Annotated in this window: 14 protein-coding genes and 1 pseudogene; 7 read left to right on the forward strand and 8 right to left on the reverse strand. The window is 60.6% G+C overall.

What is annotated here, in order from left to right; all coding sequences use genetic code 11:
• The 5 genes and pseudogenes from ACFE0K_RS00120 to ACFE0K_RS00140 all read left to right on the forward strand — a co-directional run.
• Positions 1–434 (forward strand): annotated as a pseudogene (locus ACFE0K_RS00120) (COG3014 family protein); the annotation flags it as partial.
• Complete coding sequence (locus ACFE0K_RS00125; RefSeq protein ID WP_434534125.1) at positions 431–829, forward strand: YcfL family protein; 399 nt, start codon at positions 431–433, stop codon at positions 827–829. The pseudogene ACFE0K_RS00120 and the gene ACFE0K_RS00125, both read left to right, overlap by 4 nt.
• Positions 830–867: 38 nt before the next feature.
• Positions 868–1,461, forward strand: coding sequence for a penicillin-binding protein activator LpoB (lpoB, locus tag ACFE0K_RS00130; RefSeq protein WP_434534126.1), 594 nt, complete (start codon positions 868–870; stop codon positions 1,459–1,461).
• Between the two features lie 61 nt (positions 1,462–1,522).
• Entirely contained in the window at positions 1,523–2,818 is a 1,296-nt protein-coding gene (locus ACFE0K_RS00135) for a CsgG/HfaB family protein (protein WP_434534127.1), read from the forward strand.
• A gap of 48 nt (positions 2,819–2,866) precedes the next feature.
• Positions 2,867–3,289 carry a DCC1-like thiol-disulfide oxidoreductase family protein gene (locus ACFE0K_RS00140; protein WP_434534128.1) on the forward strand — a complete coding sequence of 141 codons (423 nt, stop codon included), beginning with the start codon at positions 2,867–2,869 and terminating at the stop codon, positions 3,287–3,289.
• Between the two features lie 95 nt (positions 3,290–3,384).
• Here the strand turns inward: ACFE0K_RS00140 and ACFE0K_RS00145 are convergent, their stop codons facing one another.
• The gene (locus ACFE0K_RS00145) at positions 3,385–4,641 is read right to left on the reverse strand and encodes a PepSY-associated TM helix domain-containing protein (RefSeq protein WP_434534129.1); all 1,257 of its coding nucleotides are present in this window, start codon (positions 4,639–4,641) and stop codon (positions 3,385–3,387) included.
• Between the two features lie 77 nt (positions 4,642–4,718).
• A complete protein-coding gene (locus ACFE0K_RS00150; protein WP_434534130.1) occupies positions 4,719–5,321 on the reverse strand; it encodes an HPP family protein in 603 nt (200 codons plus the stop codon).
• A 154-nt stretch (positions 5,322–5,475) separates the two neighbouring features.
• Here ACFE0K_RS00150 and ACFE0K_RS00155 point away from each other — a divergent pair, with 154 nt between their 5' ends.
• Both ACFE0K_RS00155 and ACFE0K_RS00160 read left to right on the forward strand, forming a co-directional pair.
• The gene (locus ACFE0K_RS00155) at positions 5,476–7,212 is read left to right on the forward strand and encodes a monovalent cation:proton antiporter-2 (CPA2) family protein (RefSeq protein WP_434534131.1); all 1,737 of its coding nucleotides are present in this window, start codon (positions 5,476–5,478) and stop codon (positions 7,210–7,212) included.
• Between the two features lie 159 nt (positions 7,213–7,371).
• Positions 7,372–9,492, forward strand: a complete 2,121-nt coding sequence (locus ACFE0K_RS00160; protein ID WP_434534132.1) for a TonB-dependent siderophore receptor — start codon at positions 7,372–7,374, stop codon at positions 9,490–9,492.
• Positions 9,493–9,649: 157 nt separating this feature from the next.
• Here ACFE0K_RS00160 and ACFE0K_RS00165 read toward each other — a convergent pair whose 3' ends face one another.
• The 6 genes from ACFE0K_RS00165 to ACFE0K_RS00190 form a co-directional block, all read right to left on the reverse strand.
• On the reverse strand, positions 9,650–10,069 hold the full coding sequence (locus ACFE0K_RS00165; protein ID WP_434534133.1) for an SRPBCC family protein: 420 nt from the start codon (positions 10,067–10,069) through the stop codon (positions 9,650–9,652).
• Positions 10,070–10,283: 214 nt separating this feature from the next.
• Complete coding sequence (locus ACFE0K_RS00170) at positions 10,284–11,318, reverse strand: NAD(P)H-dependent flavin oxidoreductase (protein WP_434534134.1); 1,035 nt, start codon at positions 11,316–11,318, stop codon at positions 10,284–10,286.
• Between the two features lie 99 nt (positions 11,319–11,417).
• A complete protein-coding gene (locus ACFE0K_RS00175; RefSeq protein WP_434534135.1) occupies positions 11,418–11,861 on the reverse strand; it encodes a hypothetical protein in 444 nt (147 codons plus the stop codon).
• A 20-nt stretch (positions 11,862–11,881) separates the two neighbouring features.
• Positions 11,882–13,555, reverse strand: a complete 1,674-nt coding sequence (ggt, locus tag ACFE0K_RS00180) for a gamma-glutamyltransferase (RefSeq protein WP_434534136.1) — start codon at positions 13,553–13,555, stop codon at positions 11,882–11,884.
• A 253-nt stretch (positions 13,556–13,808) separates the two neighbouring features.
• Positions 13,809–14,303 carry a pantetheine-phosphate adenylyltransferase gene (coaD, locus tag ACFE0K_RS00185; protein ID WP_035246259.1) on the reverse strand — a complete coding sequence of 165 codons (495 nt, stop codon included), beginning with the start codon at positions 14,301–14,303 and terminating at the stop codon, positions 13,809–13,811.
• A 96-nt stretch (positions 14,304–14,399) separates the two neighbouring features.
• Positions 14,400–15,452: an SDR family oxidoreductase gene (locus ACFE0K_RS00190; protein WP_434534137.1), complete on the reverse strand. Its 1,053-nt coding sequence runs from the start codon at positions 15,450–15,452 to the stop codon at positions 14,400–14,402.
• Positions 15,453–15,659: the final 207 nt, after the last annotated feature.

The raw sequence follows: 15,659 nt of genomic DNA on the forward strand, positions 1-15,659 counted from the left end.
GGGTGCTGGACAGCGCCAGCCAGCCACTGGGGGAAACCGTAGTGCTGGCCGATGTGGGCGCCCTGGCCGCCAAGGATCTGAAAGAGCGGCTGCCCGGCATGCTGGTGCGCCAGACCCTGCGTGCCACCGCCAAGTACAACCTGCAGAAAAAGGCCAATGACGATTTCGGCCCACGGGGGGCCTTCGCCACCCAGCTGTATAACCTGGTCAGTGAGCAGGCGGACCGGCGTAGCTGGTTGACTCTGCCTGCCTACGCCCAGGCAACACGATTTTCACTGCCCCAGGGGGAACATACCCTTGTATTGAGCACCCCCGGGGGCAATGCTACGTTGACGGTACCGGTGGTAAACCGTGGCCTCACCGTGATTCATGTGGCGGCCGTTCCCGGCCAGCTGATTACCCGCGTGTTACCCGTTCAGGAGGGACCCTTATGACACTGTTACGCCCGATGCTGGCGCTGCTGCTGGCCGCGATGCTGGCGGCCTGCTCGGCCACCAATATGGGCCGCACGGAAGTGGATGAAGACGGCAAGACGTTTACCAAGGTCTATTCCAACAACAGCCTGCTGGCCAGTCGCATCTCCGTGCAGCACCTGAAACAGAAGACCGTGGGCGACCTGCTCTATGTGCAGGCCACCCTGGAAAATGACTGGAAATTTGAACTGGATTTCCAATACAAGTTCAAATGGTTCGACAAGGACGGTTTCGAGCAGGCGCCGGAAGGCCAGCCCTGGCGGCAGGTAGTGATGGCCGGTCGCAGTCAGAATAGCGTCCAGGCCGTTGCCCCCAACCCGTCCGCCGTGCGCTTTGAAATCTGGGTGCGCGAATAACTGCGTGCCTTTCTAAAGGGAACAAGGAGAAAACCATAATGCTACGCGTACTTTCCATGCCGCTGCTGGGCAGCGCCCTGGCCCTGTCCGGCTGTGCCTCCAAGGTGGATTACGGCGATGCCCAGGCCCGGGAAACCGTCAACACGGATTTCGGTTCCACCGACCTGCAGATGATCGCCGCCAAGATGGTGGATGACATGATGGTGTTTCCGCCCATCGTGCAGATGACCCAGAACCGCCGTCCGGTGGTATTCGTGGATCGCATCAAGAACAAGACCACCGAACACGTGGACACCGAGTCCATCACCGACACCATCCAGTCCAAGCTGATCAACTCCGGCAAGTTCCGTTTTGTGGACATGTCCGTGGTGGATCGGGTGCGTCAGCAGCTGGAATACCAGAGCGATTCCGGCATGGTGGATCAATCCACAGCCGCCGCAATGGGCCGCCAGATCGGTGCCGAGCTGATGATGTACGGTAACTTCTCCTCCATCGTCAAACGGGATGGCAGCACCAAGGACGTGTACTACAAGTTCACCCTCAAGCTGCTCAACATCCAGACCGGCATCATCGAGTGGACCAACGAAAAAGAAATCCGCAAGACTCGCAGCAAGAGCCTGTTCGGGTTGTAAGGACGCTGCACGCAACTGGCGTTAGCGGTTGCGTGCATGCTAACCAGACATGGAGGCCGTTATGACCAAGCACCTGTTCGCTCCGTTATGTTTCATCCTGTTGTTGTGTGCGTCCCTGGCCCAGGCTGCCACGGAGACGGTTTCCGTGTCGGCCCGCGGCTACGGTGACAACCCGGAACAGGCCATGACCAATGCCCTGGTGGCGGCGGTGCGACAGGCCGGCGGGGTCAGCGTGGCCGTGGACCCGAACTTCCGCACCAATGTGCTGCAGTGGGTGGTTCGCCAGCAGGGTGATGTCAGCACCTGGATCGGTACCGAGACCTCGGTGCCGGAGCCGCAGCTGCCTACCCTGGGCAATATCAAGAGTTACCAGGTGCAGTCGGTGAAGCAGGTGGAAGACGGCCTGTGGCAGGCCAACGTGCAGGCGGAGGTGCTTCGTCCCAAGACACTGGGTGCGGACCGCTCGCACCTGCCTGGTATTGCCATTACCACCTTCGACAGCCGCCAGCCCCGTTATGACCTGGGTGACGTGCAGGTGCCGGCCAGCCAAGTGCAGCGTCAGTTGCGCGATGATCTGGTCACCGCCTTCACCCAGTCCGGTCGCTTCCGGGTGCTGGACCGGGCCAACCTGGATGCCATTGATCAGGAGCAGTCCGTCGTCGCCAGCGGCAGTGTAGCGCCGGAAGAGCTGGCCCGGCTGGGGCAGCGCAAGGGGGCCGATCTGCTCTTGGTAGGCACCATCGAAGATTTCAGCATCGGCGACAGCCAGCGGGAATTCTACGGGGCCAAGTTTTCCGGTTATGAGCCGCGCATCCGGGTTCGCTATCGGTTGATCGATACCACCAGCAGCGAAATCCTCTGGGCAGATCTGTTCGACTGGAACCAGTCTGAAGCGTCCATCCGCGAGGTGGCCCGTCAGCTCAAGATCGACGACCGTAACCACCCGGAGCGGCTGGCGGATGAACTCTATCCCGTCATTGCCAGGGCCATGGCCGGTGCCGCCACGGATGTGCTCTATCCGGTGCAGATCATCAAGGTGCAGGGCGAGACCGTGTTCCTGAGCCAGGGTCAGGGCCGGCTGGAGCAGGATGCCAGCATGCAGGTCTATCGCCCCGCCGGGGAAATGAAAGACCCGGACACCGGCCTGACCATCAAGCTGGAGGGTAATGCCCTGGCCACCCTGATCGTCACCGATGTGCGCCCGGATTATGGCGTTGCTCGCCTGGACGGCCCGGCCAGCAGTCCCCTGCAGGCCGGCGACCGGGTACGCAGTGCCGCTGGCGCAGACAGCCCGACGGCCGGACCCGCCGGGCAGGCGCCCAGCCCGGGCTCGTCGGAAGCGCCGATTCAGTGGTAACAACAAGCCCCCGACAGGGGGCTTTTTTTGGGTTCAGCCGGAGGCCATGTGTCCCGTCCCGACATTTCACGCTCCAACATCCTGCTGGTCTACGACAAGGAATGCCCGGCCTGCCACGCCTATTGCCAGGTAGTGCGCATCCGCGAAAGCGTGGGTGAACTGCGTATCGTGGATGCCAGGGAAGACAGTGAGGTGATGCGCGAGATCACCGGCGCTGGCCTGGATATCGATCAGGGTATGGTGCTGAAAATGGGCGACCAGCTTTATTACGGCGCCGATGCCATCCATGCCCTGGCCCTGATCGGCAGCCGCTCCGGGGTGTTCAACCGATTCAACTACTGGGTGTTCCGCTCCCGGCGTGTCTCGAAAGTGCTTTACCCGCTACTGCGATTCTTCCGCAATCTGCTGCTGAAACTGCTGGGCAAAACCCGCATCAACAACCTCAACCAGCCCGGTCGTGATCGCTTCTGATTGAGGGCGTACCCAACCGCCGTTGGAGCTATGCTTGCATGGCGAACCGTGGTGGATAGGGTTAATCGCTATCAGGCAAGACACCTACACGGTAGCTAGCCAGCATTTACGACCGTCGCCATTTCCTGCTTGCGCTTTTTGCTGGCCACCCGCGCCTTGCGTTTCTTCCACCAGATCACCACGCCGGTGATCGACAGCATGGCCACGGCGATGCCCATGATGGAGACAATGATGCGGCCCGGCAGGCCGGCGATGCGGCCGGAGTGCAGCGGGAATTGCAGCTGGTTGAAGACGTCGGCAGCGGTGCCTTGCCAGGGGACTTCGTCACCGATCAGCTCGCCGTTGTTGCCATCGTAATACAGGCTCTTCACTTTCATGCCGCCGCTGTCATGGTCCTCGCCGGGGTAGTAGAAACGCACCCCGAAGACAGCAAAGTTATCGCTGTAGAAGGTGTCGCCGATGGGCTCGTCCCAACCCCGGGTAGCCGCTTCGCTGCGCGCCTTATCGAACAGGGCCGGCCAACTCACCTGGGGTTCCACTGGCTCATGCAGGGCCGTGGGAGTGCGTGTTTCGAAGGGACCCGGGGTGGTTTCGGACACCATGGACATGACCGGGTAGAAGATTTCCCGGTACAGGTTCAGGGAGAAAGAGGTGAATGCCAGTATCAACAGCAGACCGAACACCCACAAACCCACGGCCCGGTGCAGGTCGAAATTCAGTTTGTAGGCACCGGCGCCACGGCGAATCATCCACGCCGGTTTCCAGCGCTGCAGCCAGCTCTTGCCGGCGGGCTTCTGGGTGCGGCGTTTGCGCGGCAGGGTCAGGGCCATGGCGATGAAGGTATCAAACAGCCACACCATGGCAGCGGCACCCATCAGCCAGATGCCCCAGCGGTCGATGCCCTTCCACTCCGGCAGATGCAGGGTGAAGTGTAGCTTGTAGAGGAAGGACATCAGGTGTTCCGGGTGCAACGAGATCTTGCCCCACAGGCGTTTGCCGACAATCTCGCCGGTGACTGGGTCCACGAAGGCGTGGTCGTAGTCCAGCTCATAGCGGCGCCCCGTTTCCGGATTCACCCTGGCGTCCACCCAGATTTCTGCGTTATGACCGGGTTCCGCTTCCAGGTTGAAGAAACTGGCCCGCACCCGGGGGTCGGCCTGCTCCACCCGGTTCACCAGTTCCAGCATGGGCAGCGGTTGCCCTTCACTCTGGCTCTCGAACAGGTGCGGGTTGAGCCATTCATCCAGCTCATGGTCCCAGGAAATCAGCGCCCCGGTCAGGCCGGCAATAATCAGAAAGCCGGCAATAAAGAGGCCGAACCAGCGATGAAGGAGTACCAGAATTGCGCGCATGAGAGGCACCTGCCACGGATCAGACTGAGCGCGGCAGTCTAACAGTAGTGGCAACAATTCTCATTACGAAAATTGAATCAGGTTCCCGCTTTCAGGCTTCGCCACAGGGGATAGGGAATACCGGCGATGCGATTGATCAGGAAGGCCTGGCCGACCAGTAGCGCGACGGCGCTGATCAGCACCGGCAGTTGCTGTAGCTCATGCATCAGCCCCAGGGAAACGATCAGTGCGGTGGCGCCGGCGGGTGGATGGGCCACCCGGAACAGGATCATCAGGGCGCTGGTGAATCCCAGCGACAGGCCGGCGGCCACCACCCGTGGCCACTCCACCCCGGTGATAAAGGCGGCGGGAGCATCGTGCAGACCGCACACCCACAACGCAGTCCAGCCACACAGGGCACCGATCACATGGCCACTGAGCACATTGCGCGGCGAGGCCGCTTCCGCCAGTGGCAGGTGAAACAGCAAAAACGCAGTGGCACCGAGAGAAGGAAAGATAAACGACTGTTGGGTGATCAGGGCGACGATGGCGATCAGGGCAATACTCAGCCCGCCATTCACCAGATTGAACAGCGCCAGCACCAGACGGGGGTTGAAGCGCTGGCTCATCACATCCAGATGCAGTTGCCGTAACAGGCCGCCGACTAGCTGCTGGCGTAGGCGGTCATTCTGTTTACTCATTTTTTGCACCGCATTGGGGCATTGAAAGAGCGCGCATGGTAAGGCCTGGTCGGTTCATGGGCAATTCTGGTGCATTCTTGGCGGCGTGCCGCTTTTTAACATCGGTCGTCACCGGAATCCGCTAGCATTGGGGCATCAGAACAAGGAGATCACCGTGGAAGGCTTTTTCTCTCAGGCGCTGGTACTGCTGGCGGCTACCCTCTTGTTATTGCCCCTGTTCCAGCGGTTGGGACTGGGCAGCATTCTGGGCTATCTGGCGGCGGGGATCGCCGTGGGGCCGCTGGGGTTGGCGCTGGTCAGCGGCGGCACCGACGTGCTGCACTTCGCCGAGCTCGGTGTGGTGCTGATGCTGTTTCTGGTGGGGCTTGAACTGGCACCGCAACAATTGTGGGCGCAGCGGCGACGGCTGGTGGGACTGGGCGCCAGCCAGGTGCTGCTCAGTGCCGCACTGCTGGCGGGGGCCTTTCTGCTGCTGGGCTTCGAGACCAACGTGAGCCTGGCCATCGGCTTCACCCTGGCGCTGTCTTCCACCGCCTTTGTGGTGCAGATGCTGGTGGAAAACAATCAGTTGGGTACGCCCCAGGGCCGTTCCGCGTTCTCCATTCTGCTATTCCAGGATCTGGCGGTGATTCCCATCCTGCTGCTGTTGCCCCTGCTGGCCGGCACCCAGGCCGGTGAGGACAGCCCGCAGTTGCTGGCCGGTCTGGTGGCGCTGGTGGCCATGGTGCTGGCCGGCAAGTACGCCCTCAATCCCTGGCTGGGCTGGCTGGCGAAACTGCGCAACCGGGAGTTGATGATCGCCAGTGCCCTGATGCTGGTGCTGGGCGCCGCTGCCCTGATGGAGCATCTGGGCCTGTCCATGGGCCTGGGAGCCTTCGTGGCCGGGGTGCTGCTGGCCAACTCACCCTACCGGGAGCAACTGGAAACCGATATCCAGCCCTTCAAGAGTCTGTTACTGGGGCTATTCTTCCTGGCCATTGGCATGACCATGGATCTGCGCTTGCTGGTCGACAGCCCCGGGGACATCGCCCTCTATCTGCTGGTGCTGTTGGGCCTGAAGGCCCTGGTGCTGGCGGTGATCAGCCGGGTGCGCGGGGTGGAATGGCGCAACACCGCCCTGTTCGGCATCCTGCTCTGCCAGGGCGGTGAGTTTGCCTTTGTGCTGTTCACCCAGGCCCAGGCGCTGAACCTGCTGGACAGCACCTTGGTGGGTCAGCTCAACCTGGTGGTGGCCCTGTCCATGGCGGCGACGCCGTTGCTGCTGAAACTGGTCACCCTGCTCTGGCCGGAGCGCAGCAAGAGCACCTCGCGCCCGGACCTGGAAGCGGAAGACATGCCCGACCATCACCCGCGGGTGGTGATCGCTGGCCTGGGGCGCTTCGGGCAGATCACCGCACGGATCCTGGTGGCACGCAAGATCCCGTTCACCGCCCTGGATTCCGATCCGGACGAGATCGACATGCTGCGCCGCTATGGCAACGAGGTGTACTTCGGTGATGTGACCCGCCTGGACCTGTTACGCAATGCGGGACTGGAATACGCCCGGGTGCTGGTGCTGGCGGTGGATGATGTGGACGACTCGCTCAAGGCGGCGGAACTGGTGCGCCACCACTTTCCCGATGTGACCATCGTGGCCCGGGCCCGGGACCGCTTCCATGCCTACAAGCTTCATGCCCTGGGGGTGGACCAGGTGATTCGCGAAACCTTCGAGTCCGCCCTGCTCAGCACCCGTGTGACGTTGATGCAGCTAGGCGTGCCCGAGTCCACCGCCATCGATCTGGTGCGCAGCTTCCGGGAACTGGACGAGGCCCTGCTGCGCGAGCAGGTGGAGCACCAGCACGATGGCGACAAGCTGGTGGAGGCCAATCAGCGCGGCCGGGCGGAATTGTAGTCCTTGCTCTCCCAGGATGATGGGATCAGTCAATAGTACTATTGAGAACTATTATCAAAATCATTATTATCCCGGTCGGTTTCGGCCCGGATCACTGTTGGGGGCAGAGAACACTCTGTCAGCCGAAGCCGAATATGTGTGTACTGACTGGGGCTTTCCATGGGAAATCGAATTCTTTTCGGGGCGATAAACGCCTCGCTGTTGCTGCTATCGCCTGCTCTCCAGGCGGACAAGACGGATGCGTCTGCTCATGAGTTGAGCGAAATCACTGTCGGTGCTTCTGCGTCTGGTGAGGTAGCCAACGATACCGAAAGCTATGCTCCCAAAAAGGCTGTCTCCAGTGCGACAGGCCTTTCCATGAGTTTGCGTGAAACGCCGCAATCCGTATCGGTAACCACCCGTACGGAGATGGATGATTTTGGCCAGAACACAATGAATGATGTGTTGGCCAATACCACCGGTATCACCGTACAGAAATATGAAACCGACCGGGCTGAATATAATGCCCGCGGTTTTGATATCGATACGTTCAAATACGATGGTGTGGGGTCGCCATCGGGTCGTCCCGGTGTGAGAGGCGATCTGGATACCGCTATGTTCGAACGTGTGGAAGTGATTCGTGGTGCCAATGGTCTGATGACCGGGGCGGGCGAGCCTTCCGCGGTGGTGAATTTTGTCCGCAAGCGCCCCACCCGTGATAGTCAGGCGTCTGTGGGCTTGACCGGAGGGTCCTGGGATACCTACCGCGCCGATGGGGATGTGTCAGGCAGCCTGACCGATAATGTTCGGGCTCGTGTAGTGACCGCGTACCGGGATGGCAATTCCTATCTGGACCGTTATGAAAAAGAGCGTGGCGTTCTCTATGGTGTTGTTGAAGCGGATCTGACCGATAACACCTTGTTCACCGTTGGCTATTCCCGCCAGGAAGATAACGCGGATCAGAACATGTGGGGCTCTTTGCCGCTTTTCTATGCGGATGGCACGCCTACAGATTTCAGCGTGTCTACCAGCACCGGGGCCGATTGGGCCTTCTGGGATACGGTCAAGGAAGATGCCTTTGTCGAGCTGGCCCAGCAATTTGATAATGGCTGGGAAAGCAAAGCGGTTTACCAATATCGTAAATGGGAAGGTGACTCGAAGTTGCTTTATCTCTTCGGTAATCCCACCCGTGATCTGGATGGCATGTTTGCCTACCCCAGCAAGTTCCAGAGTTATGAACGCCAAGAAACCGTTGATCTGTCTGCCCGGGGCCCCTATGAGGTCGGTGGGCGTATCCATGAAATGGTCATCGGGTTTAACCGTGGCAAAGTCCGCCCGAAAGAGTTGTCCATTTTCTCTGATTTTGGCGGTTTGCAATTTACCCCCATTGACTCTGAACAAGTCTTTACCGGGGACTTCCCGGAGCCAGCCTTTGATGGCAGTACCGATGGCAGTGACTGGGTTGACCGGTACCTGGGCGGCTATCTGGCCACCCGCCTGAATCTGGCTGACCCGCTGACCGCAGTAGTTGGTGCCCGTTATCAGGATGTGGAAAGCGAGGGCGAAGCCTATGGCGCGACACGCACCAGCAGCGCCTCTGAACTGGTTCCCTATGCCGGCGTGATCTTTGACCTTACCGAGCAGCACTCCCTGTACGCCAGCTACACCACTATCTTCAATCCACAAACGGAACTGAAACCGGATGGCAACCGCCTGGATCCGGTGGAAGGCGTTAACACGGAATATGGCCTGAAGAGCGAATGGTTCCAGGGTCGACTCAACACCTCTTTAGTAGCATTCGAAACCGAGCAGAAAAATGTGGCTGAGGAGATTCAAAACAATACACCGAAAGCCGAATTCCGGGGGCAGGACTTCGACAGCGGGGGCTATGAAGCGGAAGTGTCCGGTGAGATTCTGAATGACTGGAATATCACTGCCGGCTACTCCTACCTGGATATCGAGGACGATGAAAAGGGGAATGAGCTAAGAACCTACATCCCTGAAGAAACCTTTACACTGGCTACCACGTATCGCCCGGTCGGACTGAAGAAGTTGAAAGTGGGGATGACCGTTAACTGGCAGAGTCGTGTGACCAACACCAGCGGCGGCAACGAAACCAAACAGGATAGTTATGCACTGGTTAACCTGATGGCAGGGTATGACTTTACCGACAACTTTAATGCCAAACTGCGTGTTAACAATGTGACCGACGAAAAATATCTGAGCAGTCTGCGTTACTTTGGTCAGAGCTATTATGGCGCACCGACCAACGCAAACCTGAGCCTGAACTATACGTTCTAACTACGGTTAATCACTGTAGCAACCGTTTAACGCCGGCATCTGTGCAAGCAAGGATGCCGGCGTTTTTTTATGTCTGAAAGCACCTGTATGAGCCATGCTCGCATGGCGATTCAAAGAGGGTTCGCCATGCGAGCATGGCTCATACAGAGTGTGCGACTTACAGCTTCAGCTTGTTCAGCCCGCGGCTGATAGCCTGACCCAGACCGGCCTTCACCGCTGGCCCGATCAGTGGCAGCTTGCCTTCAAACTCGATCACGTAGTGAAGTTGGCTACCGCCGTTGCCGTTCTCGGAAAAACGCATGGTACCTTTATGGTTCTTCAATGGGCTGCCTTTGCTGATCTTGTATTCGATCAGTTCGTTGGGAATCACCTTGGTGACGGTTTCCTCGAAAGGCGGTGCCACCAGGATGCGCATGCGACGGGTGGAGCCCACGCCGTTGGGGCTGTCGATGCCCGGCTTTATCCGCTTGATCTTGGCGGGGGCAAAAATCACTTCCAGGTTTTCGTGGTCACTGAGAAAGTCGAACAGCTTGCCCACGGAAAACGGGAAGGTCTTGGTAATCTCGATACGCTGCATAAAAAGCACTCCGCTAGGGCCCGGCAACGGGCCGGGCAAGTCTTGCACCGGCATGGCCGGTAAACAGGATGTCGATTCTGACCGCTGCCCCACAACCTGCAAGGTTAAATCGGGCCATAGCGGAAGCGGCCCTGGCTGATTTTGTTGGAGCTATGCTTGCATGGCGAACAGGCTCTGAATTCTTCGCCATGCAAGCATAGCTCCTACGTAAAAACTAACCCCAACCCTCGGCCAGCCACCGGGTCACCTCTGTCGCCGAGACTTCCCGGCAAGCACTGGCAAACTGCCCTGCCCACAATGGCGAGCAGTCACCGCTACCTTGAGCTTCCGCCGCCGCCCGCAACGGGCCGATGGCATTGCCCGCTAACGGGAAGGCCGGTGCTGCTTCCGGCAGAGGGCCCAGGGTGTCCATCAACCGGTTCATCATGCCCCGGGCCGGTCGCCCGGAGAATACTGTGGTCAAGGCGGTATGGCGGGCTCGGTCACTCTGCAGCCACTGCCGGTGCACCCCCTTGGTGGTGGCCTCCGGGCACAGCAGGTAGGCCGTGCCCACCTGAACGGCGCTGGCGCCCAGCGTGCGGGCGGCCTTGACCCCTGCCGGTGTGGCAATGCCGCCGGCGGCGATCACCGGCAGGGAAATGGCGTCGCGAATCTGCGGCAGCAAGCTGATGGTTCCCTGCTGCAGGCTCAGGTCGTCACTGAGAAAGTGCCCCCGGTGTCCACCGGCTTCCAGCCCCTGCGCAATTACCCCATCGGCGCCATTGGCTGCCAGCCAGAGGGCTTCTTCCACGGTAGTGGCGGTGGATAGCACTGTGGCACCGGTGGCCTTTACCCGGTCCAGCAAGGCGGCTTCCGGCAAACCGTAATGGAAACTCACCACTGCCGGGCGAAATCGTTCCAGCACTGCGGCGCAATCCTGGTCGAAGGGTTGGCGGGACGGGCCATGGGGAATGGCGGAGGCGTCCGCTGCGAACGCTTCATAGAACGGCAGCAGCGTTTCCACCCAACGTTGTTCCCCGAGCGGATCCGGCGTGGGAGGCCTGTGGCAGAAAAAATTCACATTCCAGGGGTTGTCGGTGGCCGCGGACAGCTGCGTCAGTTGTTCTTCCAGCCCCTGGGCATTGAGCATCCCCGCCGGCACAGATCCAAGACCACCTGCCTCGCACACCGCGGCCGCCAGACGCCAGTCCTGGACGCCGGCCATGGGAGCCTGGATCAGGGGAAGGTCGGTACCCAACAGGGAAGGCATAGAGACTCCGGTTGCCGCCACGAAAAGCACAACGCTAACCGGAAAAAAGGAGCACCGCTACCGTCTTAAGGCGGCCGAGTAGAGAGCTAGCACTGCTGGTTAGGTGTTGTAGGCATCGTGATAAGTTGCCAGGACTTGATCAATATCCCAATGTCTCGTTACCCAGATCGTGTAAGAAATCCATGCGAGTTGCCAAGCTGTATTTCCTTGCCCTCTAACTTGTTCTGCGACCTGGTTTCTAATCGCAAGCGCACTGACACGAAGTCCTGGATACTGCGAGGCACATTTTTCTGACCCTGGATTATTACGGTAAGCGCAGTAAAGGTGAGCAAGATAGCCATAAGGTGAAATAGGCTTGAGCCTGGGTGCCCCGACTCCAAATTCCTTTATCCAGATTCTGTTTCTTTGTTGTTCCGTCAGTGTGTGCAATGAGGGGCTTGGTTCATGCTCAAGTAACGACAGCCCCCACCAGTAGGCAAGCAGTGGTGACAGAAGCGTCAGCACTGTGACAAAGAAAAATAAACAGGCGAACTTTTTTAGCATGGATCAACTATCACAGAGGGTTAATCCGTACCGGTTTTCTTCAGCACGGCCTGTCCGCTTACCTGGGCACTGCCAATCCCGCGCGGATCACTGGCGGCGGTGACGTCATTGCTGTCCTTGCGCCACAGGATTGCCTGCATATTGCCATAGTCGCGACCGGTGGAGACCACATGGTGGCCGCGTAGCATCAATTCCTTGGCCGCTTCGCTGCCGACAAACTCCGGCTCCGCCTGCACTTCGTCGGGCAGGTACTGGTGGTGGAAGCGGACCCGGTTGACCCAGGCATCCACCGGCTGGTCGTTGGCCGCTTCCAGCACGCCGAGCATGACCATGGTGATGATGCGGCTGCCGCCGGGGGTGCCGAGGATGGCCACGCGGTCGTCGAATTCCACGAAGGTAGGGGTCATGGACGACAGGGGGCGCTTGCCGGGGGCAATGGCGTTGGCCTCGCTACCCACCAGACCGTAAGCGTTGGGGACGCCGGGTTTGGCCGAGAAGTCGTCCATTTCGTTGTTAAGCAACACGCCGGTGCCCGGTGCCACGAAGCCGCTGCCGAAGGGCAGGTTGATGCTCAGGGTGGCGGCGACCCGGTTGCCGGCCTTGTCCAGCACCGACAGGTGGGTGGTGTGGAAACCCTCTTCCACGGTGAGCGGTTCGCCCAGGGTATGGCTGGGGGTGGCCTCGTCCGGGTTGATGGTGCTGGCTCGCTGCTTGGCATAATCGCTGCTCAACAGCTTATCCACAGGGATATCCACAAAGTCCGGATCGCCCAGGTAGCGGGCCCGATCCTGGTAGGCCCGGCGCATGGCTTCCACGATCAGGTGGCTGTCCGGTTCGCCATCGAACTGGCTGAGGATATTGAGGGCCTGGCCCATCACGATGCCGCCGGCGGAGGGCGGCGGCGCGGAAACGATACGGGCATTTTTAAAGGTGCTCACGGTAGGTGAGCGCTCAATTACGTCGTAGTTGGCCAGGTCGTCCAGGCTCCAGATACCTCCGGCCTGCTCCACGCCATCCACCAGTTGTTGGGCCACGTCGCCCTCATAGAAGCCGGCTTTGCCCTTCTCTGCCAGCAGGGTCAGTACCCGGGCCAGATCCGGTTGCTTGATCACATGGCCTGCGGGGGGCACCTTGCCGTTGTGCAGGAAGATGGCGGCGGCTTCCGGAAAGCGGTTAAGCACATCCTCCCGGTAACCGGCGAGTTTGCGGTAATGCGCTTCCACCTGGAACCCGTCTTTGGCCAGCCGGATGGCGGGAGCCAGGGAGGCCTTCAGGGGCAGCTTGCCGTAGTGGTCCGCCAGGTGCACAAAGGCGGCGGCCTGGCCGGGGATGCCGGCGGCGCTGGGGCCGTTCAGCGCCCAGTCACGCACTACCTTGCCATCGCGATCCTGGTACATGGTGGGGATGGCGGCGTCCGGGGCCGTTTCCCGGGCATCCACAAAGGTCTGCAGGCCGTCACTTTCCCGGTGCAGCAGCCAGAAGCCGCCGCCGCCCATGCCCGCCGAATAAGGCTCCACCACCGCCAGAGCCGCCGCCACGGCGATGGCGGCATCATAGGCATTGCCGCCCTGCTTGAGGATCTCCATACCGGCTTCGGTGGCCAGTGGGTGAGCGCTCGCTACCGCGTTCTTGCCCGGCCCGGCGGCCTGTGCAGTGACGGTGATCAGCAGTAGCAAGGGAAGCAGAATGCGCATGGGGTCCTCCGTGGACGGGGTGTTTTCTGTAGGGCCAGCGCTTGAGGCGCGAACCTGCTTGTGAAAGGTTTCCCGGGTTCGCTTCGCGCCTCGAGTGGCGCTCCTACAGCAGTTTTTCAGCGTTATTATTATTGGGTGGCTATCGTGACAACGCGATCCAAGGCTACTGCTTCTGACAAGCCGCTACCCGCGACTGGTTCCGGTTCGCGGGTACGGCTGTAATGCAGGCGCCAACTCGCGCTACTGGGTGCCGCTATCGTTTCTTTCTTTCCTGGCGTTTCTGCTCCAGCGCTTCCGCGACCAGCGGCGGCACGAAGTTGCTCACATCCCCGTCCAGCAGGGCGATTTCGCGAATCAGCGAGCTGGAAATAAAGGACAGATGCTCCGCCGGGGTCAGGAAAACGGTTTCCAGGTCCGGTGCCAGTTGCCGGTTCATGTTGGCGAGCTGGAATTCGTATTCGAAATCACTCACCGCCCGCAGGCCCCGCAGCAAGATGTTGCCTTCCTCTTCCTTGCAGAAGTGGGCCAGCAGTTTGGAGAAGCCGGTGACCCGGACATTGGGCAGATGGGCCAGTACCTGATTGGTCAGGTCGACACGTTCTTCCAGGTTGAACAGGGGCCCTTTCTTTTCACTGGCGGCAATGCCGACGACCACTTCATCAAACATCTTGGCGGCCCGTTCAACCAGGTCCAGATGGCCATTGGTGATCGGATCGAAGGTGCCTGGGTAGATTACGCGGTTGGTCATGCTTGGCTCGCTTTGTCGCTGAATACCGTACCCGGCGCCGGACCGGGTACCCACAATGCCCGCAAGCATACCCCAAGCGCCCGCAAAGATGCAGGGTCAGGCCGGTTGCGGTGCTTGCTGTTGCTGGTACCAGCGGGCGCTACGGGCAATTACCGCCTCCATGGCAGGGCGTGCCAGGCCCTGCTGGTCCAGAAAACGGTCGGTGTCGGTGGTGTCAAAACGGGTAGGCTGGATAAAGTGCAATGCCTCCGGCCAGGTGTTCATCAGCCGTGGCATCCCCGGCAGGCGCAGCAGTGCCGCTAGTATGGGTATCGGCAGGTGCCGCTGCGGCGCGCGCCGGCCCAGTATATCGGCGGCGATGGCCAGCAGGCCCTGCAAGTTGGGGGTGGTCGGGTCCAGGGCCAGTAGCCGCTGCGGGGCGCTGTCAGCGGTGGCGGCCACGGCAATCAGTGCCGCCAGATGATCCACGGCCACCAGCGGCAGCCAGTGCTCCGGGCTGCCCGGGACCATGGCCATCCGCCCTCGGGCCAGGTTGTCGAGCAGGGCAAACAGCGGCTGGGCACTATCCAGGGCGCCGGTACGGCTGTGGCCGGCGACGGTGGCGGGTTGCACCTCGACCAGGTTCAGATCGCGGGTTGCCGCCAGGGCTCGCACCCGGATGGCCGCTTCCAGTTTGCTTGCTTCATAGCCGCCGGCCCGTCGGTAGACGTGCTGCCAGTCCACCTGATCCGGGTCGTCGCTGGTGCTCCCCAGTCGCCGCAGGTGCTCATGGTTTTCCAGCATGAAGCCACTGATAAACACCAGGCGGCTGCCATGGCGGCGGGCCAGCTCGGCCACTGCCAGGCTGCCGGCCACATTGGTGCGCTGGGCGGTGGCGCGATCCAGTTGCCAGGCAAAGCGGGCACCCAGGTGAATGATGGCCTGAGGTGCGACTAGATCCTCCGGCAGGCCCAGGCCGGGCAGATCCAGGTCGCCCTGCACCGCCTGCAGGCGCTCGCCCTGCCCACCCAGGGCATCGACCTGTTGGCGCAGGGCGGGGAGCTGGCTGTCCGGCTGGCGCAATACCGCCAGGATGTCGTGGTGATGGGTTAACTGGGCGCAGACATGGCGGCCGATAAAGCCGGTGGCGCCGGTGATGAGCAGGGTCATGGCAGGTCTCCGTGATGGGGTATGCCACCACCCTAAAGGGTAGAGTATGCTCTAAGGTCAACAGGGAATTAAGGAGCCTCTGAATAACTCCTTGCATGCTCAGTCTTTCAGGCTGGCTCGTAATCTAGGCACAATTTTAAAGGTGTATGTCGATCCATCGAAAAATTGTAACGACGAGTACGGGCCAGCCTGGAAGACCCGTAGGGC

The sequence above is a fragment of the Alcanivorax sp. genome (genome assembly GCF_051117345.1).
In the GTDB taxonomy this organism is placed as follows: Bacteria; Pseudomonadota; Gammaproteobacteria; order Pseudomonadales; family Alcanivoracaceae; genus Alcanivorax.